This window comes from Streptoverticillium reticulum (assembly GCF_047456005.1).
Lineage (GTDB): Bacteria > Actinomycetota > Actinomycetes > Streptomycetales > Streptomycetaceae > Streptomyces > Streptomyces reticulum.
In genome coordinates, this window is the sequence record NZ_CP179755.1 from 8,142,147 (window position 1) to 8,165,020 (window position 22,874).

Sequence of the window (22,874 nt, forward strand, 5' to 3'; positions counted from 1 at the left end):
GACGTGGCGCACGTGCTCGACCGGCGCTCGGCCGACCGGTTCCGCGCCGTGCTGTCCGGCACGGACGAGGACCAGGTGGCGCTGCGGCCCTCCGGCGCCTTCGGACGCAGGCTGGTGCACGCCACGGCGGACGCCCGGTCGGCGTCGTGGCAGCCCTCCGGCACCGTCCTGGTCGCCGGCGGAGCACCCGGCTCCGGCGGGCACATCGCCCGCTGGCTCGCCGAGAACGGCGCCGGGCACGTCCTGCTGGCCGGTGCAGCCGCACCGGACGCGGCGGAACTGGGCGCCGAACTCGACGCGCTGGGCGCCGGGTTGACCGTCGTCACCTGCGCCCCGACCGACGGTGAGGCGCTGCTGGGCGCGCTCGCCTCGATCCCGGCGCAGCACCCGCTGACCGCGGTGGTGTACGCCGGCGCGGACGGTGCATCCGACTCCGACGAGCCGGGCGTGGCCCTGGCCGCGCTGCACGCGGGCGCCGAGAGCCTGGCGGCCGTGGCCGAAGCGGCAGCCGGCGACCGGCCCCTGGACGCGTTCGTCCTCTTCTCCTCGATCGCCGGCACCTGGGGTGCGAGCGGCAGGGGAGCGGACGCCGCGGCCGGAGCCCTGCTGGACGCCCTGGCCCTGCAGTACCGTGCACGCGGACTGCGCGCCCTGACGGTCGCGTGGGGTGCCTGGACGGGCGGCACGGACGACTCGCTGGCCGCGCACCTGCGGGCCAACGGCCTGCCCGCGATGGACTCCCGGCAGGCCCTGGCCGCGCTCGCCCGCTGCGTCGGTGACGACGTCGCCTCGGTGACGGTCGCCGACGTGCAGTGGGACCGGTTCGCCCCCGCCTTCACCCGCACCCGCCGCAGTGCCCTCTTCGCGGACCTGCCCGAGGTCCGCGAGACCCTCGCGGGCTCCGGCGGCGCCGGTCAGGAGACGGCGGGCTCCGCGTCCGCACTCCGGGCCGGGCTCGCGGCCCGCCCGGCCGCGGAGCGGACCGAGATGCTGCTGGCCATGGTCCGCCGCGAGGTGGCCTCGGTGCTCGGCTTCGCCGACGCCGACGCCGTCCCGACCGGACAGGCCTTCAGGGACCTCGGCTTCGACTCGCTCACCGCCGTCGACCTCCGCAACCAGCTCGCCACCGCGACGGGCCTGTCCCTGCCCGCCACCCTCGTCTTCGACTACCCGACGGCCGAGACGCTGGCCGGCCACCTCCAGGCCGAACTCCTGGGCGAGGACGGCGACGAGCAGTCCCGCACGGGCGCTCCCCGGATGCGGGGCGCCGCCGCGGACGACGACCCCATCGTGATCGTCGGCATGAGCTGCCGCTACCCGGGCGGGGTCCGCTCGCCCGAGGACCTGTGGGAGCTGGTGGCCACGGGCGGGGACGCCATCGGAGGCTTCCCCACCGACCGCGGCTGGGACCTGGACCGGCTGCTCCACGGCGACCGGGACGGCCGCGGCCGCACCATCGCCCGCGAAGGCGGATTCCTCTACGACGTGGCGGACTTCGACCCCGGCTTCTTCGGGATCTCGCCGCGCGAGGCGACCGTGATGGACCCGCAGCAGCGCATCCTGCTGCAGGCCGCCTGGGAGGCCCTGGAGCGCACCGGCATCGACCCGGCCGGGCTGCGCGGCGGTGACACCGGCGTGTTCATCGGCGGCGGCTCGGGCGACTACCGGCCCGACGCGGGCCAGTTCGGCCACGCCCAGACCGCACAGTCCGCAAGCCTGCTCTCCGGCCGCGTGTCCTACTCCCTCGGCCTGGAAGGCCCCTCCGTCAGCGTCGACACGGCCTGCTCGTCCTCGCTGGTGGCACTGCACCTGGCCGCCCAGGCCCTGCGCAACGGCGAGTGCGCGGTCGCGCTCACCGGCGGTGTGACGGTGATGTCCACCCCGGTGAACTTCGTCGAGTTCGGGGAGATGGGAGCCCTCTCACCCGACGGCCGCTGCCGGGCCTTCTCGGCCTCGGCCGGCGGCACCGGCTGGTCCGAGGGCGTGGGCGTCCTCGTCCTGGAACGCCTTTCCGACGCCCGCCGCAACGGGCACGAGGTCCTCGCCGTCCTGCGCGGCTCGGCGATCAACCAGGACGGTGCCAGCAACGGCATCACCGCCCCCAACGGCCCCTCGCAGCGCCGCGTCATCCGGAAGGCCCTGGCCGACGCCGGCCTGGCGCCGGCCGACGTGGACGCCGTGGAGGCCCACGGCACGGGCACCACCCTGGGCGACCCCATCGAGGCCCAGGCGCTGCTGGCCACCTACGGCCAGGACCGCGAAACGCCGCTGCTGCTGGGCTCGTTGAAGTCCAACCTCGGCCACACCCAGGCGGCCGCCGGTGTCGCCGGTGTGATCAAGATGGTGATGGCGATGCGCCACGGCGTCCTGCCCAGGACCCTGCACCTCGACGAGCCCTCCACGCACGTCGACTGGACCGCGGGCGCGGTCGAGCTCCTCGCCGACGCGACCGCATGGCCGGAGACCGGCCGCCCGCGCCGCGCAGGCATCTCCGCCTTCGGCGCCAGCGGCACCAACTCCCACGTCATCATCGAGCAGCCCGCACCGGCCGGCACCGCGGACGCGGCGACCGGTACCGCGGACGAGCCCCGCGGCCTGCTGCCCGTGCCCGTCTCGGCCGCCGCGCCGGACGCGCTGCAGGACCAGGCCCGGCAGCTGCACGCCTACGTGGCCGGGCACCCCGGCCTCACCGTCGCCGAACTCGCACTCTCCACGGCCACGACCCGGTCGGCCTTCACCCACCGGGCCGCGGTTCTCGCCGAGGGCAGCGACGACCTGCTCGAAGGCCTGGCCGCACTGGCCGACGGCCTCGACACACCGCAGGTCGTGCGGGGCAGCACGGAGACGCGCCGCGGCAAGCTGGCGGTGCTGTTCTCCGGCCAGGGCTCGCAGCGCGTCGGGATGGGACAGGAACTCGCCGCACGCTTCCCGGCGTTCGCCGAGGCCCTCGACGCCGTGACCGCACAACTGGACACCGAGCTGGAACGCCCCCTGCGGGACGTCATGTTCGGCGATGCGGACCAGCTGAACGAAACCGGCTTCACCCAGCCCGCCCTGTTCGCCCTCGAGGTGGCACTGTTCCGGCTCGCCGAATCCTGGGGCGTCCGCCCGGACTTCGTCGCCGGACACTCCGTCGGCGAGATCGCGGCGGCCCACGTGGCCGGAGTGTTCTCGCTGGAGGACGCGTGCCGACTGGTGGCCGCACGGGCGCGGCTGATGAACGCCCTGCCCGCAGGCGGCGCCATGGTCGCCGTCCGGGCCACCGAGGAGGAGGCCCTGGCGCACCTGACCGACGGCGTGTCGATCGCCGCGGTCAACGGCCCGGAGTCGGTGGTCCTCTCCGGTGACGAGACCGCCGTCCTCGCCCTCGCGGAGAAGTTCACGGCCGACGGACGCAAGACTAGGCGTTTGCGGGTCAGCCATGCATTTCACTCTCTGCACATGGACGCCATGCTCGAGGACTTCCGACGGGTCGCCCGGAGCATCGCCTACGACGCCCCGGTGATCCCGCTCGTCTCCAACCTGACCGGCGAGACGGCCACCGAGCAGCAGGTGTGCTCCCCGGACTACTGGGCGCGCCACGTCCGCGAAGCCGTCCGCTTCGGCGACGGCATCCGCACCCTCGCCGAACGCGGCGTGTCCGTCTTCCTCGAACTCGGCCCCGACGGCTCGCTGTGCGCCATGGCCCAGGACACCCTCGACGCCCTGTCCGCACAGGCGGTGACCGTACCGGCCCTGCGCAAGGACCGCGGCGAGGAGGCCTCCGTGGTCACCGCGCTCGCCCGCCTGCACGTCGGCGGACTGACCCCGCACTGGCACAACGTGCTGGGCACGGACGGGACCACCTCCCGCCACACCGACCTGCCCACCTACCCGTTCCGGCGCCAGAGGTTCTGGCCGGAGTCGCAGCCGACCGCCGTCCCCGGTACGGCCGACGGCCAGGACGACGGCTTCTGGTCCGCGGTGGAGGGCGAGGACTTCGCCTCGCTGGAGTCGACGCTGAACGTCGACGGCGAAGCACTGTCCAAGGTCCTGCCCGCCCTCGCGGACTGGCGCCGCCGCCGCAACGTCTCGGGCGCCGTCGACAGTTGGCGGCAGCAGATCACCTGGAAGCCGCTCACCCTCGGGTCCGCCAAGGTCCCGGCGGGCACCTGGCTCGCCGTGATCCCCGCGGCACACGCCGACGACCCCTGGGTCGCCGACGCCGTCGCCGCCCTGGGCCCGGACACCGTGCGCCTGGAAACGGCCGGCCCCGACCGGGCCGTGTTGGCGGAACTCCTGCGTCAACTGGCAGCCGACGGAAACGAGTTCACCGGGGTGGTCTCCCTGCTCGCCCTCGCGGAGGCACCCGCCCCCGCCGGGCCGGCCCTCACCGCCACCCTGGTCCAGGCCCTCGGCGACGCGGACATCGCCGCACCCCTGTGGTGCGTCACCCGCGGCGCGGTCGCGGCCACACCGGCCGAGCCGCTGCCCGGACTCGTCCAGGCCGCCGTATGGGGACTCGGGCGCGTCGCCGCCCTGGAACACCCGCAGCGCTGGGGCGGTCTGATCGACCTGCCCGGCACGCTCGACGAGCGGACCGCCGCCCGCCTCGCCGCCTTCCTCGCGGCCCCCGGCGGCGAGGACCAGATCGCGATCCGGCCCTCGTCCGTCCTCGGCCGCAGGCTGGTGCCCGTACCGGCCGGGCGGAGCGGACAGGAGTGGAACCCCACCGGCACCGTCCTGATCACCGGCGGCACCGGGGCACTCGGCGCCCACGTGGCACGCGAGCTGGCCCGCGCGGGCGCGCAGCACCTGCTGCTCCTCAGCCGCCGCGGCGCGGACGCGCCCGGAGCGGACGGGCTGCAGGCCGAACTCACCGCGCTGGGCGCGCAGGTCACGCTCACCGCGTGCGACGCGGCCGACCGGGAAGCACTCGCCGCAGTCCTCGCGGACATCCCGGCCGAGGCTCCCCTCACCGGTGTCGTCCACACCGCGGGCGTGCTCGACGACGGCGTGCTCGACAGCCTCACCCCGGACCGCTTCCAGGCCGTCTTCCACGCCAAGGCCGCCTCGGCCCTGGCCCTGCACGACCTCACCCGCGAGCTGGACCTGGCCGTCTTCGCCCTGTTCTCCTCCACCTCCGGCGCCGTCGGCAACCCCGGCCAGGCCGGCTACGCCGCGGCCAACGCCGTCCTGGACGCCCTCGCCGAACAGCGCCGGGCCGACGGCCTCGCGGCGACCTCGATCGCCTGGGGCCCCTGGAACGGCGGCGGCATGGCCGCCGGCGGACGGGCCGCCGAGGCGGCCCGGCGCACCGGACTCCGGCCGCTCGACCCCGACCTCGCCGTCACCGCACTGCGCCGGGCCGTCATGGACGGCCGGCCCACCGAGGTCGTCGTCGACGTCGAACACGAGGCGTTCGCCCGGCACTTCACCGCGGTGCGCCCCAGCGCGCTCCTCGCGGAGCAGGCCGGCGGCACCGGATCCCGCCCGTCCGGACAGCCGGACGAGGAGACCTCCGGCACCGCCCTGCGCGAGCGGCTGACGGGCCTGTCGCCCACGCAGCGCTCCGCGGCCGTACTGGACCTGGTCCGCACCCGGGCCGCCGCCGTCCTGGGACACCCCACGGCCGACGCCGTCGGCTCCGACCGGGCGTTCCGGGACCTGGGCTTCGACTCCCTCAGCGCGGTCGAGCTGCGCAACCAGCTCAACGCCGCGACGGGACTGAACCTCACGGCCACGCTCGTCTTCGACCACCCCAGCCCCGCCGACCTGGCAGGCCACGTCCTCGGCCTCCTCGTCCCGGAGACCGGACCGGAGGAGACGGACGCCGAAGGCCTCGACCAGTCCCGCATCAGGGCCCTGCTCGCCTCCGTCTCCATGGCCCAGCTGCGCGAGATCGGCGTACTGGACCCCCTGCTCAAGCTCGCGGCCGCCCGGACCGCGGAGTCCGACGCCGAAGCCACCACCACGACGGAGGCCGACGCCTACGACGAGTCGATCGACGCGATGGACGTCGCCGGCCTGGTGCAGGCGGCACTCGACGGCAATTCCCACCAAGAGCGCTGAAAGAACGGACCATGACCACATCCAGCGAAACCGTCGTCGCAGCCCTGCGAGCCTCGCTCAAGGAAACCGAGCACCTGCGCCGGCAGAACCGCAAGCTCGTCGCCGCGGCCACGGAGCCGATCGCGATCGTGGCGATGAGCTGCCGGTACCCCGGCGGCGTGCACTCGCCCGAGGACCTGTGGGAGCTCCTGGCCGTCGGCAAGGACGCGATCGGCCCGTTCCCCACGGACCGCGGCTGGGACCTGGACGCCCTGCGGGACGCCGGGGTCGACAAGCGCGGCAACGCCGTCAGCCAGGAAGGAGGCTTCCTCGACGGCGTGGCGGACTTCGACGCGGACTTCTTCGGGATCTCCCCGCGCGAGTCCCTCACCATGGACCCCCAGCAGCGCCTGCTGCTGGAGACCTCCTGGGAGGCGATCGAGCGGGCCGGCATCGACCCGGTGTCGCTGCGCGGCAGCCGCACCGGCGTGTACGTCGGCACGAACGGACAGGACTACGCCTACCTGCTCGTGCGGTCCCTGGCGGACGCCACCGGTGACATCGGCACCGGCATCGCCGCCAGCGCCACCTCCGGACGGCTGTCCTACACCCTGGGCCTGGAAGGCCCGGCGGTGACCGTCGACACCGCGTGCTCGGCCTCGCTCGTGGCCCTGCACACGGCGGCCCAGGCCCTCCGGTCCGGCGAGTGCTCGCTGGCCCTGGTCGGCGGAGTCAACGTCATGTCGTCCCCCGGCTCCCTGATGGAGTTCAGCCGGCAGGGCGGACTGGCGGCGAACGGCCGGTGCAAGGCGTTCTCCGACGACGCCGACGGCACCGGATGGTCCGAGGGCGTGGGCGTCCTCCTCGTCGAGCGCCTGAGCGACGCCCGCCGCAACGGACACCCCGTCCTGGCCGTCGTCCGCGGCTCGGCCGTCAACCAGGACGGCGCGTCCAACGGCTTCACCGCCCCCAACGGCCCGTCCCAGCGGCGGGTGATCCAACAGGCCCTGGCCAGTGCCGGGCTGACGGCCTCGGACGTGGACGCCGTCGAGGCCCACGGCACCGGAACGCCGCTCGGCGACCCGATCGAGGCCCAGGCCCTGCTGGCCACCTACGGCCAGGACCGTGAACAGCCGCTGCTGCTCGGGTCGGTGAAGTCCAACCTCGGCCACACGCAGGCCGCGGCCGGCGTGGCGGGGATCATCAAGACCGTCATGGCGATGCAGCACGGCGTCCTGCCGCAGACCCTGCACGTCGACGCGCCGTCGTCCCATGTGGACTGGTCGGCCGGCGCGGTGGAACTGCTGACGGAGCCCCGGGAATGGCCGAAGGCCGACCGGCCGTGGCGGGCGGGCGTGTCGTCGTTCGGCATCAGCGGCACCAACGCCCACGTGATCCTGGAACAGGCGGACCCGGCCGAGGAGCCGGTGACCGGCCCGGAGCGGGCGCCCGGCCTGGTGCCGTGGCCGGTCTCGGCCAGGTCCGAGGAGGCGCTGGCGGCACAGATCGAGCAGATCTCCGCACTGCGGGGCACGTCGTCACCGGTGGACGTGGGGTACTCGCTCGCCGCGGGCCGTTCGGCGTTCGAACACCGGGCGGTGCTGCTGGCGCAGGGCCCCGACGGCGAACTGTCCGAGCCGGCCCGGGGCCGTGCGGAGACGGGCCGCCAACTGGCGGTGCTGTTCTCGGGTCAGGGTGCGCAGCGGGTGGGGATGGGCCGTGAGTTGTACGGCCGGTTCCCGGTGTTCGCGGAGGCGCTGGATGCGGTGCTGGAGCACTTCGACGGTGAGCTGCGTGAGGTGCTGTTCACCGACACCGATGAAGTGCGGTTGAACGAGACCGGGTTCACCCAGCCTGCGCTGTTCGCGGTCGAGGTGGCGCTGTACCGCCTGGCCGAATCCTGGGGGATTCGCCCGGACTTCGTGGCGGGGCATTCGATCGGTGAGATTGCTGCGGCGCATGTGGCCGGGGTGTTCTCGCTGGAGGATGCGTGTGCTCTGGTGGCGGCGCGTGCGCGGCTGATGAATGCCCTGCCCGTGGGTGGTGCGATGGTGGCGGTCCAGGCTGCCGAGGACGAGGTGTCCGGCCGGCTGGTCGACGGTGTGTCGATCGCGGCGGTCAACGGCCCGCAGGCCGTGGTGATTGCCGGTGACGAGGCGGCAGTGCTGCGCGTTGCGGAGGAGCTGGCCGGCGAGGGGCGTAAGACGCAGCGCCTTTCGGTGAGTCACGCGTTCCATTCGTCGCTGATGGAGCCGATGCTGGCGGACTTCCGCCGGGTCGTCGAGGGTCTGTCCTTCGGTGCTCCGCAGATTCCGGTCGTGTCGAATGTGACGGGTGAGCTCGCTCCCGCAGAGCTGCTGTGCTCGGCGGAGTACTGGGTGAGGCACGTGCGCGAGACCGTGCGGTTCGCCGATGGGGTCCGCGCTCTGGAGGCCGAAGGCGCCTCGGTGTTCCTGGAGTTGGGACCCGACGGGGTGCTGACGGCGATGGCCCAGCACAGCCTGGACGACGCCGCGATGGCCGTGTCCGCTCTGCGCAAGGACCGCTCCGAGGAGACGGCCCTGCTCACCGCCCTCGCGCGGCTGTACGTGGCCGGCGTCGGCGTGGACTGGGAGGCCTGGTTCGCCGGCACCGGTGCCCGTCGCGTCGACCTGCCCACCTACCCCTTCCAGCACGAGCGTTACTGGCCCCGGCCTGCCGCACTGTCGGGCGACGTCACCGGTGCGGGCCTCCGGCCCGCCGAGCACCCGTTGCTGGGTGCGACGCTCGCGCTCGCGGACTCCGGCGAGGTGGTGTTCACGGGCAGGCTGTCGTTGCAGACGCATCCGTGGCTCGCCGACCACGTCATGGGCGGCAGCATCCTCTTCCCGGCGACCGGTTTCCTGGAGCTGGCCCTGCGCGCCGGCGACCAGGTCGGCTGCGACCGGGTCGAGGAATTCCTCCTGCTCACCCCGCTGGTGCTCACGGAGGAGGGCGCCGCCCAGGTCCAGGTGCTGATCGCGCCCGCCGACGAGACGGGCGCCCGTTCCCTCTCGGTGTACTCGCGCCCCGACGGGGCCGTCGACCAGCCGTGGGTGCAGAACGCCCACGGCACGCTGTCCACGGGGGAGCGGATCGGGGACTTCGGCTCCCAGGTCTGGCCGCCGCAGGACGCGGTGGCCGTCGACCTGGAGGGCTTCTACGACGGGACCGGTTACGGCCCGGCCTTCCAGGGCCTGCGCTCGGTCTGGCAGTGCGAGGGCGGTGCCTGCATCGAGGTCGCGCTGCCGGAGCCGGTCGCGGAGGACGCCGAGTCCTTCGGGATCCACCCGGCGCTGCTCGATGCGGTGCTCCAGTCCCACCGGATGGCCGGCGTCGGCACCGAGGGCGACCAGTTCCTGCCGTTCGCCTGGCGAGGCGTGTCGCTGCACGCCGGAGGCGCAGCGGTGGTGCGGGCCCGGGTGATGAGGACCGGTGACGACTCGGTGTCCATCGCGGCCGTCGACGTCGAAGGCGCCCCCGTGCTCTCCGCCGAGGCCATGGTGATGCGGGCCTACCAGGCCCCCGCAGCCGGGCAGTCGGCGGCGCAGCGTGCCGCGGAGAACGGTGCGTTGCTGTCGCTGGACTGGGTGGCGGCTGCCGAGGTGGCGTCCACCGGGTCACGGTGTGTGGCGTTGGGCGCCGACGAGCTGGGTGTGGGTGCGTCGGTCGGGTCGCTGGCGGATCTCTCGGGTGACGAGGATCTGGTGGTGGTCGCCGTATCCGGCGGCGTCGGTGGTGATGTTCCCGCTGATGCCCATGAGTTGACGGCTCGGGTACTCGGCCTGGTCCAGGAGTGGACCGGTCGGGAGGAGTCCGACGGGTCGCGTCTGGTGTTCGTGACGCGTGGTGCCGTGTCGGCTCGCGAGGGTGAGCCGGTGGCGGACGTTGCTGCGGGTACGGTGTGGGGCCTGGTGCGGTCCGCGCAGACGGAGAACCCGGGCCGGTTCGCACTGGTCGACCTGCAGGACGAGGCCGCTGACTTCGCGGAGGTGCTGGGGGTCCTGCCGGGTCTGCTGGCGACCGGGGACGCCCAGTTCGTCGTACGCGACGGCGAGGTGCGCATGGCGCGACTCGCCCAACTGGGCAGCAGCGCAGGCCTGCTCCCGCCCGCCGACGTGCCGTGGCGCCTGGACAGCTCCGCCAAGGGCAGCCTGGACAACCTGGAACTCGCGCCCTGCCCGGAGATCCTGGAGCCCCTCACGCCGGGGCAGGTCCGTATCCAGGTCGAGGCCGCCGGTGTGAACTTCCGCGACGTGCTCAACGCCCTGGGCATGTACCCGGGCGAGGCCGGATTGCTGGGCGCCGAAGCGGCCGGTGTGGTGACCGGGACCGGGCCCGGGGTGAGCGGGCTCCGCCCGGGCGACCGGGTGATGGGCATGGTCTTCGGCGGCTACGGCCCGGTGGCCGTGACCGACCAGCGGCTCCTGGCCCGTATGCCCGAGGACTGGTCGGCCGCCCGCGCGGCGTCCGTGCCGCTGGTCTTCCTGACCGCGCTCTACGCACTGAAGGACCTCGCCGGCCTGCGCCCTGGCCAGTCGATCCTCGTCCACGCCGGGGCCGGTGGCGTCGGCATGGCGGCGATCCAGCTGGCGAAGCACCTGGGCGCCGAAGTGTTCGCCACAGCCAGTGAGGGCAAGTGGGACACCCTGCGCGAACTGGGCGTCGCCGACGATCACATCGCCTCGTCCCGCACCACCGAGTTCGAGCAGCGCTTCCTCGCCGTCACGGACGGCCGCGGCGTGGACGTCGTCCTCAACGCCCTCGCCGGCGAGTTCGTCGACGCCTCGCTGCGGCTGACCGCCCCCGGCGGCCGTTTCCTGGAGATGGGCAAGACCGACATCCGGGACCCCGAGTCCACGGCCCCGGTGCACTACCACGCGTTCGACCTCGCCGACGCGGGCCCGGACCGGGTGCAGGAGATGCTCACCGAACTCCTGGACCTCTTCGCTGCAGGGGCGTTGAACACGCTGCCGGTGGCGACCTGGGACGTGCGCCGGGCGCCGGAGGCGTTCCGGTACATGAGCCGGGCCCAGCACATCGGCAAGATCGTGCTGACCCTGCCGCGCGCCTGGGACCCGGAGGGCACCGTTCTGATCACCGGTGGTACCGGCGGTCTGGGCAGTGAGCTGGCCCGCCACCTGGTGACCGAGCGCGGCATGCGGCACCTGTTGCTGGTGAGCCGCAGTGGTCCGGATGCGCCGGGTGTGGACGAACTGCGTGCGGAACTGGCCGAGCAGGGCGCCGAGGTGAACGTCCTCGCCTGCGACGTGGCCGACGGTGAAGCCGTGGCTGCAGCGGTGGGTTCGGTTGCCGCGGAGCACCCGCTGACCGCCGTGATCCACACGGCCGGAGTCCTCGCCGACGGTGTGATCTCGTCGCTGACGACCGAGCAGTTGTCGGCCGTGCTGCGTCCGAAGGTGGATGCGGCCTGGCATCTGCACGAGGCCACCAAGGAACTCGACCTGGCGGCGTTCGTCCTGTACTCGTCGGTCTCGGGCGTTCTCGGCACTGCCGGTCAGGGCAACTACGCCGCGGGCAACGTCTTCCTGGACACGCTCGCCCGGCACCGCGCGGCGCAGGGTCTGGCCGCCCAGTCCCTCGCCTGGGGCGCCTGGGCCCAGAGCGGCGGCATGACCGCCACCTTGTCCGACGTGGATGTGCAGCGGATCGCCTCTTCGGGGGCCTCGCCGCTGACGGTCGAGCAGGGCCTGGCGCTGTTCGACGCCGCCGCCGCAACCGACGCGACCCACCTCGTTCCCCTCGGCCCGGTCACCACCAGTGCCCAGAACCGCGGCAGCGTGCCGCCGGTGCTGCGCGGTCTGGTCAAGGGTGGCCGCCGCGCGGCCGCCGGCTCCACCGGCGGTGCCGAAGCCGCCGCGGCGCTCGTCCAGAAGGTGCGCGAGGCACGCCCGGAGGAGCGCACGCGTCTGATGACCGACCTCGTGCGGGGCGAGGCCGCGGCAGTGCTCGGGCACGCGTCGGCCAAGTCGATCGATGTCCGGCGGGAGTTCAACGACCTGGGCTTCGACTCGCTGACGGCCGTGGAGCTGCGCAACCGGGTCTCCACCGCCACGGGCCTGCGCCTGCCCGCCACCCTCGTCTTCGACTACCCCAACCCCACCGCACTCGCCGACCACCTCCTCTCGCAGCTCGTGACCGACGCGGCCGCCGGACCCGACCTCCTCGCAGAGCTCGAACGGCTGGACTCCGCGCTCGCCGCCAGCGAGCCCGACGCCCGCACCAGGGCCGCCGTCGCCGGCCGCCTGGCGCAGATCCTGGACACCTGGCGAGGGGCCGGGGCCGAGGAGGACGACGCGGTGGTCGCCGAGCGGATCGAAGCCGCCAGCGCCGACGAGATCTTCGCCTTCATCGACAACGAGCTCGGCCGGAACAGCGACAACTGAGCCCGGCCCCGGCCCTCTTATCCACACGGAAGGTTTCCCCGTCATGCCGAACGACAAAAAGCTCGTTGACTACCTCAAGTGGGTCACGAACGACTTGCACCAGACCCGCCAAAGGCTCCGGGAAGCCGAGTCCGCCAAGCAGGAACCGATAGCCATCGTCGGGATGTCCTGCCGGCTGCCGGGTGGAGTGCAGTCGCCGGAAGACCTCTGGCGGTTGCTGAGCGAGGGCCGGGACGGCATCGGGGCATTCCCCACGGACCGTGGCTGGAATCTCGACATGCTCGGCGGTGAAGGCAGCGGCAGCAGCGCGACGGTCGAGGGCGGCTTCGTCGACGCGGCCTCGTTCGACGCGGACTTCTTCGGCATCTCGCCCCGCGAAGCCGTGGCGATGGACCCCCAGCAGCGCATCCTGCTGGAGACCTCCTGGGAGGCGCTGGAGCGGGCCGGCATCGACCCGGTGTCCCTGCGCGGCAGCGACACCGGCGTCTTCGTGGGAACCAGCGGCGTCGACTACATCACCGCGGTGCTGAACTCCCGCGAGGACATCGAGGGCCACGGCAGCACCGGCCTCGCGGGCAGCATCCTGTCCGGGCGGCTGGCGTACAGCTTCGGCCTGGAGGGCCCGGCCCTCACGGTCGACACCGCGTGCTCGTCCTCGCTCGTCTCGCTGCACCTGGCGGCCCACGCGCTGCGCACCCGTGAGTGCTCGCTGGCGCTGGTCGGCGGTGTGACGGTGATGTCGACGCCGATGGGCTTCGCCGGCTTCACCCGCCAGGGCGGGCTGGCGTCGAACGGCCGGTGCAAGCCGTTCTCCGACGACGCCGACGGCACCGGATGGTCCGAGGGCGTGGGCATGGTCGTCGTCGAGCGGCTCTCCGACGCCCGCCGCAACGGACACCGGATCCTGGCCGTCGTCCGCGGCTCGGCCGTCAACCAGGACGGCGCGTCCAACGGCCTGATGGCGCCCAACGGCCCGTCCCAGCAGCGGGTCATCCAGCAGGCCCTGGCCAGTGCCGGGCTGACGGCCCCGGAGGTGGACGCCGTCGAGGCCCACGGCACCGGAACGACCCTGGGCGACCCGATCGAGGCCCAGGCCCTGCTGGCCACCTACGGACAGGGCCGCGACCCCGAACAGCCGCTGCTGCTCGGGTCGGTGAAGTCCAACCTCGGCCACACGCAGGCCGCGGCCGGTGCCGCGGGACTCATCAAGATGGTCCTGGCGCTCCAGCACGGCATCCTGCCGAAGACCCTGTTCGCGGACACGCCGTCGTCGCACGTGGACTGGTCGGCCGGCGCGGTGGAGCTGCTGACGGAGCCCCAGGCGTGGCCCAAGGTCGACCGGCCGTGGCGGGCGGGCGTGTCGTCGTTCGGCATCAGCGGCACCAACGCCCACGTCATCATCGAGCAGGCACCGGCCGAGGAGCCCGGCGAGCAGGACGGGGACGAGCCGACGGTCGTGCCGTCGGCCGTGCCGTGGCCGGTCTCCGCGCGGTCCGAGGAAGCGCTGGCCGACCGGCTGGAGCAGATCTCGGCGCCGACCGACGCCTCGCCTCTCGACCTGGGATTCTCGCTGGCCACCTCCCGGGCACACCTGGAGCACCGCGCGGTCCTGCTGTCCGGGGGCGACGACATCGTCGAGGTCGCGCGCGGGTTCGCCCAGGACACGGCCGGGAACGTCGCAGTGCTGTTCTCGGGTCAGGGTGCGCAGCGGGTGGGGATGGGCCGTGAGCTGTACGGCCGGTTCCCGGTGTTCGCGGAGGCGCTGGATGCGGTGCTGGAGCACTTCGACGGTGAGCTGCGTGAGGTGCTGTTCACCGATGCTGATGAAGTGCGGCTGAACGAGACCGGGTTCACCCAGCCTGCGCTGTTCGCGATCGAGGTGGCGCTGTTCCGGCTCGTGGAGTCGTGGGGGATTCGCCCGGACTTCGTGGCGGGGCATTCGATCGGTGAGATTGCTGCGGCGCATGTGGCCGGGGTGTTCTCGCTGGAGGATGCGTGTGCTCTGGTGGCGGCGCGTGCGCGGCTGATGAACGCCCTGCCTGCCGGTGGTGCGATGGTGGCGGTCCAGGCCGCCGAGGACGAGGTGTCCGGCCGGCTGGTCGACGGTGTGTCGATCGCGGCGGTCAACGGCCCGCAGGCCGTGGTGATTGCCGGTGACGAGGCGGCAGTGCTGCGCGTCGCGGAGGAACTGGCGGCCGAGGGGCGCAAGACCCAGCGCCTGTCGGTGAGTCACGCGTTCCACTCGGCGCTGATGGAGCCGATGCTGGCGGACTTCCGGCAGGTCGTCGAGGGGCTGGCGTTCAAGGCACCGGACATTGCGCTGGTGTCGAACGTGACCGGCAAGCTCGCCACCGAAGACCTCGTGTGCTCGGCGGAGTACTGGGTCCGGCACGTGCGGGAGACCGTGCGGTTCGCCGACGGTGTGCGTGCGCTGGAGTCCGAAGGCGCCTCGGTGTTCCTGGAGTTGGGTCCGGACGGGGTGCTGACGGCGATGGCCCGGCACAGCCTGGACGACGCCGCGATGGCCGTGTCCGCCCTGCGCAAGGACCGCTCCGAGGAGACGGCCCTGCTCACCGCCCTCGCGCGCCTGTATGCGGCCGGTGTCGGGGTCGACTGGGAGGCCTGGTTCGCCGGCACGGGTGCCCGTCGCGTCGATCTGCCGACCTACCCGTTCCAGCACGAGCGTTACTGGCCCCGGCCCGCCGCAGCGTCGGGCGACGTCACAGGAGCCGGACTGATGCCGGCCGAGCACCCGCTGCTCGGCGCCATGCTCGCGCTCGCGGACTCCGGCGAGGTGCTCTTCACGGGCAGGCTGTCGGCGCAGACCTCCCCGTGGCTGGCCGACCACGTCCTCGGCGGAAACGTCCTCTTCCCGGCGAGCGGCTTCCTGGAGCTGGCGCTGCGCGCCGGTGACCAGGTCGGCTGCGACCGGGTCGACGAGTTCGTCCTCCTCGCCCCGCTGGTGCTGGAGGAGGGCACGGCCACCCGGATCCAGGTGCTGGTCGGAGCCCCTGACGAAGCGGGTGCCCGCGCGATCACCGTGCACTCCTGCCCCGACGGGGCCGGCGACCAGCCGTGGGTGCAGCACGCGCACGGCACGCTGTCCACGGGGGAGCGGATCGGGGACTTCGGCTCCCAGGTCTGGCCGCCGCAGGGCGCGGTGGTCGTCGACATCGAGGACTTCTACGACGGGACCGACTACGGCCCGGCCTTCCAGGGCCTGCGCTCGCTGTGGCGGCGGGACGACGAGGTCTTCGTCGAGGCCGTCCTGCCGGGTGACGCCGCCGGTGAGGCCGGGGCCTTCGGGATCCACCCGGCGCTGCTGGACGCCGTGTTGCAGGCGCACCGAACGGCAGGCGTCGGCGGCGAGGACGACGTCCTCCTGCCCTTCGCCTGGCGGGGCGTCTCGCTGCACGCCGTCGGCGCCCCGGTCGTCCGCGCCCGCGTCGTGAAGACCGGTGACGACTCGGTGTCCATCGCGGTCGTCGACGTCGAGGGCGCACCGGTGCTGTCGGCGGAGACGCTGGTCCTGCGCCGCCCGTCGGCCACCGACGCGGCCCGCCTCGGCCCGGTCGCCACGGGTGACCGGAACCGCGGCACTGCGCCATCGGCGCTGCGGGGCCCGGCCAAGGGCAGCCGCCGTGCGGCCGCCGGCTCCCCGCACGGCGCCGCGGCCGCAGTGCGGCTCATCCGGCAGCTGACGGAGCTGACCGGTGACGACCGGAACGCCTTCGTGCTCGACCTCGTGCGCGGCGAGGCCGCCGGGGTGCTCGGGCACGCCTCGGCCAAGTCGATCGACATTCGGCGGGAGTTCAACGACCTGGGCTTCGACTCGCTGACGGCCGTCGAGCTGCGCGACCGGCTCTCCACCGCCACCGGCCTGCGCCTGCCCGCCACCCTCGTCTTCGACTACCCCAACCCCACCGCACTCGCCGACCACCTCCTCGCCGTACTCCTCGACGAACACGGGGAGGTCCGCGCCCCCGCCATGACCTTCAGGGCGACCGCCGAGGACCCGGTCGTCATCGTCGGCATGGCCTGCCGGCTGCCCGGCGGCGTGCGTTCCCCGGAGGACCTGTGGCGGCTCGTCGTCGACGGGCGCGACGGCATCTCCGACGCCCCGACCGACCGGGGCTGGGACCTGGGCATACTGCGCGGTGGTGAGGACGGCAGCAGCTCCACGCCCAAGGGCGGCTTCCTGGACGGACTCGCCGACTTCGACGCCGCCTTCTTCGGCATCTCCCCCCGCGAGGCCATGGCCATGGACCCGCAGCAGCGGGTGATGCTGGAGACCTCCTGGGAGGCCATCGAGCGGGCGGGCATCGACCCGACGTCCCTGCGGGGCACCGAGACCGGTGTCTTCGTCGGCACCAGCGGCTCCGACTACGGCAGCATCCTGCTGAGTTCGGGCGAGGACGTGCAGGCCCACGCCAGCACCGGCCTCGCGGGCAGCGTCCTCTCCGGGCGGCTGTCCTACACCTTCGGCCTGGAGGGCCCGGCCGTCACGGTCGACACCGCGTGCTCCTCCTCGCTCGTCTCACTGCACCTGGCGACCCGCGCACTGCGCGACGGCGAGTGCTCGCTGGCCCTGGCCGGCGGTGTGACGCTGATGTCCACGCCTATGAGCATCGCCGGATTCAGCAAGCAGGGCGCCCTCTCGACGGACGGCCGCTGCAAGGCCTTCTCCGACAGCGCCGACGGCACGAGCTGGTCCGAGGGCGTGGGTGTGCTCGTCCTGGAGCGCCTCTCCGACGCCCGCCGCAACGGGCACGAGGTCCTCGCCGTCGTCCGCGGCTCGGCCGTCAACCAGGACGGTGCGTCCAACGGCCTGACCGCCCCCAACGGCCCGTCCCAGCAGCGCGTCATCCGCCAGGCGCTGGCGAACGCCGGGCTGTCGACCGGCGAGGTGGACGTCGTCGAGGCCCACGGCACCGGCACCTCGCTCGGTGACCCGATCGAGGCCCAGGCGCTGCTCGCCACCTACGGCCAGGACCGGGCCGAGGGACGCCCGTTGATGCTGGGCTCGCTCAAGTCGAACATCGGCCACACCATGGCGGCCGCCGGTGTCTCGGGTGTCATCAAGATGGTCATGGCCATGCGCCACCGGGTGCTGCCGCGCTCCCTCCACATCGACACCCCCTCCTCCCACGTCGACTGGACGGCCGGGGACATCCAGCTCCTCATGGAGCAGACCGACTGGCCGGAGACGGACCACCCGCGCCGTGCGGCCGTGTCGTCCTTCGGCATCAGCGGCACGAACGCGCACACCATCCTGGAGCAGGCTCCGGAGGACCGGGAGCCCGCGGGCCGGGACGAGCCGAAGGTCGCGCCGTCGGTCGTGCCGTGGCCGGTATCGGCGCGGTCCGAGGCCGCGTTGGCGGCACAGCTGGAGCAGCTCTCCGCACTCGGCGACCTGTCCCCTCTGGACGTCGGATTCTCGCTGGCGACCTCCCGGGCCGGCTTCGAGCACCGCGCGGTGCTCCTGGCCGGGGACGAGGGGACCGTGGAAGCCGCGCGCGGGTTCACCGAGGACACGGCGGGGGACCTCGCGGTGCTGTTCTCGGGCCAGGGCGCGCAGCGGGTCGGCATGGGCAGGGAACTCCACGCCCGTTTCCCCGTGTTCGCCGAGGCGCTCGACGCGGTGCTGGCGCACTTCGACGACGCGTTGCGCGAGGTGCTGTTCACCGACACCGACGAGGCGCGGCTGGACGAGACCGGGTTCACCCAGCCCGCTCTGTTCGCCGTCGAGGTGGCGCTGTTCCGGCTCGTGGAGTCGTGGGGCGTCCGTCCCGGCTTCGTGGCCGGTCATTCCATCGGCGAGATCGCCGCTGCGCACGTGGCCGGGGTGTTCTCCCTGGAGGACGCCTGCCGGCTCGTGGCCGCACGAGCCCGCCTGATGCAGGCGCTGCCCACAGGCGGTGCGATGGTCGCCGTCCAGGCCACCGAGGCCGAGCTGACGGCCCGGTTGGTGACGGGCGTGTCGATCGCCGCGGTCAACGGCCCCGAGGCGGTCGTCCTCGCGGGCGACGAGGCGGCCGTGCTGCGCATCGCCGAGGGCTTCGCCGCCGAGGGCCGCAAGACGCGGCGGCTGTCGGTGAGTCACGCCTTCCACTCGCCGCTGATGGACCCGATGCTGGACGACTTCCGCCGGGTCGCCGACGAACTGACCTACAGCGCCCCCCGGATCCCGGTCGTGTCGAACGTGACGGGCGAACTCGTCGCCGACGAGCTGGTGTGTTCCGCCGAGTACTGGGTCCGGCACGTCCGGGAGACGGTCCGCTTCGCCGACGGCGTGCGCACCCTCGCCGCCGAAGGCGCCTCCGTCTTCCTGGAGTTGGGCCCCGACGGCGTGCTGACGGCCATGGCCCAGCACGTCCTGGACGACTCCTCCGTGGCCGTGGCGGCCCTCCGCAAGGACCGCCCCGAGGAGACCGCTCTCCTCACGGCCCTCGCGCGGCTCCACGTCACGGGCGTCGACGTGCACTGGGCCCGGCTCTTCGACGGCACCGGCGCCCGCCGCGCCGACCTGCCCACGTACGCGTTCCAGCACGAGCGGTACTGGCCCGGGCAGCCGGCCCCGACGGGCGACGTGTCCGCCGCCGGCCTCATGCCGGCCGGGCACCCGCTGCTGGGCGCGGCCGTGTCGCTGGCCGACTCCGGCGGGATGCTGTTCACGGGCCGGCTGTCGACGGCCGCCCACCCGTGGCTGAAGGACCACACCGTCGACGGGACGGCCGTCTTCCCCGCCGCCGGGTTCCTCGAACTGGCCGTCCGCGCCGGTGACGAGGCAGGCTGCGGCCGGGTCGCCGAACTGACCCTCGGCACACCGCTGGAGCTCACCGACGGCACGGCCGTCGTGACACAGGTGTGGGTCGGCGCCGCGGACGAGGAGGGCACCCGGCAGATCAAGTTCTTCTCGCAGCCGGACGGCACGCCGGACGGTGCGTGGACCGAGCACGCGGCCGGAACTCTGGCCACGGGCGCACGCCCCGTGGAATCCGACGCCGCGGAGTTCGACGCGTCGGTCTGGCCGCCCTTCGGCGCTTCCGGGATCGAACTGGACGGCTTCTACGACGGGGCCGGGGTCGGCCCCGCCTTCCACGGGCTGCGGTCGGCCTGGGTCCGCGGCGAGGAGGTGTTCGTCGAGGCGGTACTCCCGGACGGCACCGCCTCCGGCTCCGAGCACTTCGGCCTGCACCCCGCGCTGCTCGAAGCGCTCGTCCACGCAACCGCCCTGCTGGGCGCGGGAGTCGAGGAGGGCACCCCGCACGCCGTCTCCTGGCAGGACGTGTCCCTGCACGCCGCCGGCGCCTCGTCGGTGCGGGCACGGATCGCGAGGACCGGCGACGACTCCGTCCGCCTCACGGCGGTCGACGCCGCCGGTGACCCCGTGCTGTCGGTGGACACCGTCACCCTGGGCACCCCGGCTGCCGTCACCGAGCGCCGGCGTGAGCGGCTGCTGCGGCTGGACTGGGTGCCGGCCCCGGAGGCGGAGGCCTCCGCGGACGTCCGCAGCCAGGTGCTCGCCCCCCTCGGGACGGCGTCACTGGCCGACGTCACCGACGTCCCGGACCTGGTCGTGGTGCCCGTGCACGGCACGGGCGACGACGTCCCGGCGATCGTGCACGCCACCACGGCACAGGCCCTGGGCCTGCTGCAGGAGTGGCTCGCCGACGCGCGGTTCGGCGCATCGCGGCTGGTGTTCGTGACGCGCGGCGCGCTCTCCGGCGACGACCTCCCCGCTGCCGCGGTGTGGGGCCTGGTGCGCGCGGCGCACGCGGAACACCCAGGCCGCTTCGTCCTGGCCGACCTCGACGAGAACGCCGACCTGACGGAGTTCCTCGCGAAGCTGCCGGCCCTGACGGTCTCCGACGACGCCCAGTTCACCGTGCACGAGGGCGTGGTGAGCGTCGGGCGCCTGGCCTGGCTGCCCGCCGCCCCGGGCCCCCGGCAGCCGGCCTGGGACCCCGAGGGGACCGTCCTCATCACCGGCGGCACCGGCGCGCTGGGCGGACACCTCGCCCGGTGGCTGGCCGGCAACGGCGCGCGGCACCTGCTGCTGGTCAGCCGCCGCGGCCCGGAGGCACCCGGCGCGGACAAGCTCGACGGTGAACTCCGGGAGCTGGGCGCGCTTCCCACGATCGCCGCCTGCGACACGGTGGACCGTGACGCGCTCGACGCCCTGCTGGCCGCGATCCCGGCCGAGCACCCGCTGACCGCGGTCGTCCACCTGGCCGGTGTCCTGGACGACGGCCTGGTGACCGCACTCGACCCCGAGCGGCTGCCGATCGTGCTGAGCCCGAAGGCGGAGGCCGCCTGGCACCTGCACGAGGCCACCAAGGGCCTCGACCTGGCCGCGTTCATCATGTTCTCCTCCATCTCCGGCGTGCTCGGCGCCCCCGGCGTGGCCAACTACGCGGCCGCGAACGCCTTCCTGGACGGCCTGGCGCTGCACCGCACGTCCCTGGGCCTGCCCGGCCAGGCGCAGGCCTGGGGCCACTGGGAGCTCGAGGACGGCATGGCCGGCAAGGTGACCGAGGGCTCCGTGCAGCGCATGCGCGCCGGCGGCCTGTCCCCGGTGACCCTCGAACAGGGTCTGCTGATGTTCGACGCCGCCCGCGGCTGCGCCGAGCCGAACGTGGTGGCACTGGGCGAGTTCAGCAGCAAGGCCTCCGTGGCGCAGGGCGACGTGCCCCCGCCCTACCGCGGGCTGATGCGCTGGACCCGGCGCTCCGCCGCGAACGCCGTGAGCACGCTCGCCGTGCCGGACACCTTCGTCCAGCGGCTGCGGGACCTGCCGGAGGCGGACCGGGCCGGCCACGTCGTCGACCTGGTGCGCACGGAGGTGGCCGGTGTCCTCGGCCACGCCTCGGCCCGGTCCGTCGAGGCCCACCGGGACTTCTTCGAGCTGGGCTTCGACTCGCTCACCTCGGTCGAGCTCCGCAACCGGATCGCCGCGGCCACCGGGCTGCAGCTGCCCGCGACCGTGGTCTTCGACAACAAGAACCCCGAGAGCCTCGCGACCTGGCTGCTCAGCGAACTCGCCGCGCAGCCGGGCCCGGAGGGGTCCCCGGCGGGTGCGGGCCTGAGGGGCCCGGCCGCCGGGCAGGAGATCGACTCGCTGGAGCGGATGTTCCTCGACGCCCTGGAGGGCGACCGGATCCCGGAGGCCCAGTACATGCTCAGGGCCCTGGGCGCGGTCCGCCCGAGCTTCGAGAACGCGGCCGAGCTGGAGGACCTGCCGCTGCCGACCACGCTCGCCGAGGGCTCCGGCACACCGCGGCTCATCTGCATCAGCACCCCCACCGCCAACGGCGGTGTCCACGAGTACGCCCGGTTCGCCGCATCCTTCCGGGGCAAGCGGCACGTCTGCGCCGTGCCGCTGGTCGGCTTCGCGGCGGGAGAGCGGCTGCCGGCCGGCTCCGAGACCGCGGTCCGCGTCATCGCGGAGAGCGCGCTGCGCGCGAGCGACGGCGAGCCCTTCGTCCTGGTCGGACACTCCTCCGGCGGAGCGCTGGCCTATGCGGCCGCGGGCCTGCTGGAGAACACGTGGGGGATCAAGCCCACGGCCGTGGTGCTGCTGGACACCCTCAGCATCCGGCACGACGGCAACAAGGACATCGACTACGTCGGCCTGATGCGGCAGAACTTCCTGGTCGACGAGGTCTCCCCGGTGCGGATGACCAACTCCAGGCTGTCCGCCATGGGCCGGTGGATGGGCCTGCTGAACCGGATCGACGTGCAGCACACGACGGCCCCCGTGCTGAGCCTCCAGGCACTGAGGCAGCACTCGGGCGTCGCCTCCGCCCCCGCCGGGGCCGAGGGCGCCGGCGGTGAGGAGCTGACCACCCTGATCCCGTCGGCCGACGTCCGCAGGATCGACGCGGACCACCTCTCGATGGTCAAGGCGGACGCCGCCCTGGCCGCGGAGAGCGTGGAGGACTGGCTCGGCTCCGTCACGGGAGCGTGACGGCGAGGTAGTCGACACACGCTGCGGCGGGCGGCCTTCGGGCCGCCCGTCGTGGCGTTTTCCCTCAGCTCGTTCGGGGGGACCACCGGCTTTGGCCGGCGGGGGAACCGGGCCCTTGGCCTGGAGGCGCGAAGCGCCGGAGCCCACTGTGGTGTCAGTCTCCGGCGCTTGGGCGACTCCACCTGAGTGTTCGGGCCAAGCTGACGTTGGTGACCTGATCTCATCAGGATCGGTCCCTGGGCTGAGGGGCGCCTTGTGGCTCACACTGCCTCATGGATCAGGGGGTTGCCGCACTTATCGGCGCGGTCCGGCTCCTCTGCCACCCCGTGCTCGGTGATGGTCTCGCTCATCAGACGACTCCTTGATCATCGGATCCGCCGTCTATTGGACACTCCCTCCTTCGGGGATTGCCGGTCAGCTGGCGGGGTCGCGAGGTAGGGGCCGACGGC

At 73.5% G+C, this 22,874-nt stretch carries 3 protein-coding genes (1 of these 3 only partly in view); all 3 read left to right on the plus strand.

The annotated features are described in order from the left end of the window. Tightly spaced (at most 44 nt apart), the 3 genes in view from ACMATS_RS36940 to ACMATS_RS36950 form a layout consistent with a single transcriptional unit that may run on beyond the window. Nucleotides 1-6,051 carry the end of a type I polyketide synthase gene (locus ACMATS_RS36940; protein ID WP_414170517.1) on the plus strand. The gene continues 22,407 nt to the left of window position 1, outside the view, so 6,051 of the gene's 28,458 nt are visible here — the last part of the coding sequence; its start codon lies beyond the left edge, outside the window; its stop codon occupies nt 6,049-6,051. 44 nt (nt 6,052-6,095) lie between these two features. Beyond that, entirely contained in the window at nt 6,096-12,455 is a 6,360-nt protein-coding gene (locus ACMATS_RS36945) for a type I polyketide synthase (RefSeq protein ID WP_414170862.1), read from the plus strand. Nucleotides 12,456-12,498: 43 nt separating this feature from the next. Next, nucleotides 12,499-22,425: a type I polyketide synthase gene (locus ACMATS_RS36950; RefSeq protein ID WP_414170518.1), complete on the plus strand. Its 9,927-nt coding sequence runs from the start codon at nt 12,499-12,501 to the stop codon at nt 22,423-22,425. Nucleotides 22,426-22,874 lie beyond the last annotated feature (449 nt).

Excerpts from the sequence above, each read along its gene's own strand:
- ACMATS_RS36950 (WP_414170518.1), top strand. The coding sequence starts at position 12,499 with ATGCCGAACGACAAAAAGCTCGTTGACTACCTCAAGTGGGTCACGAAC.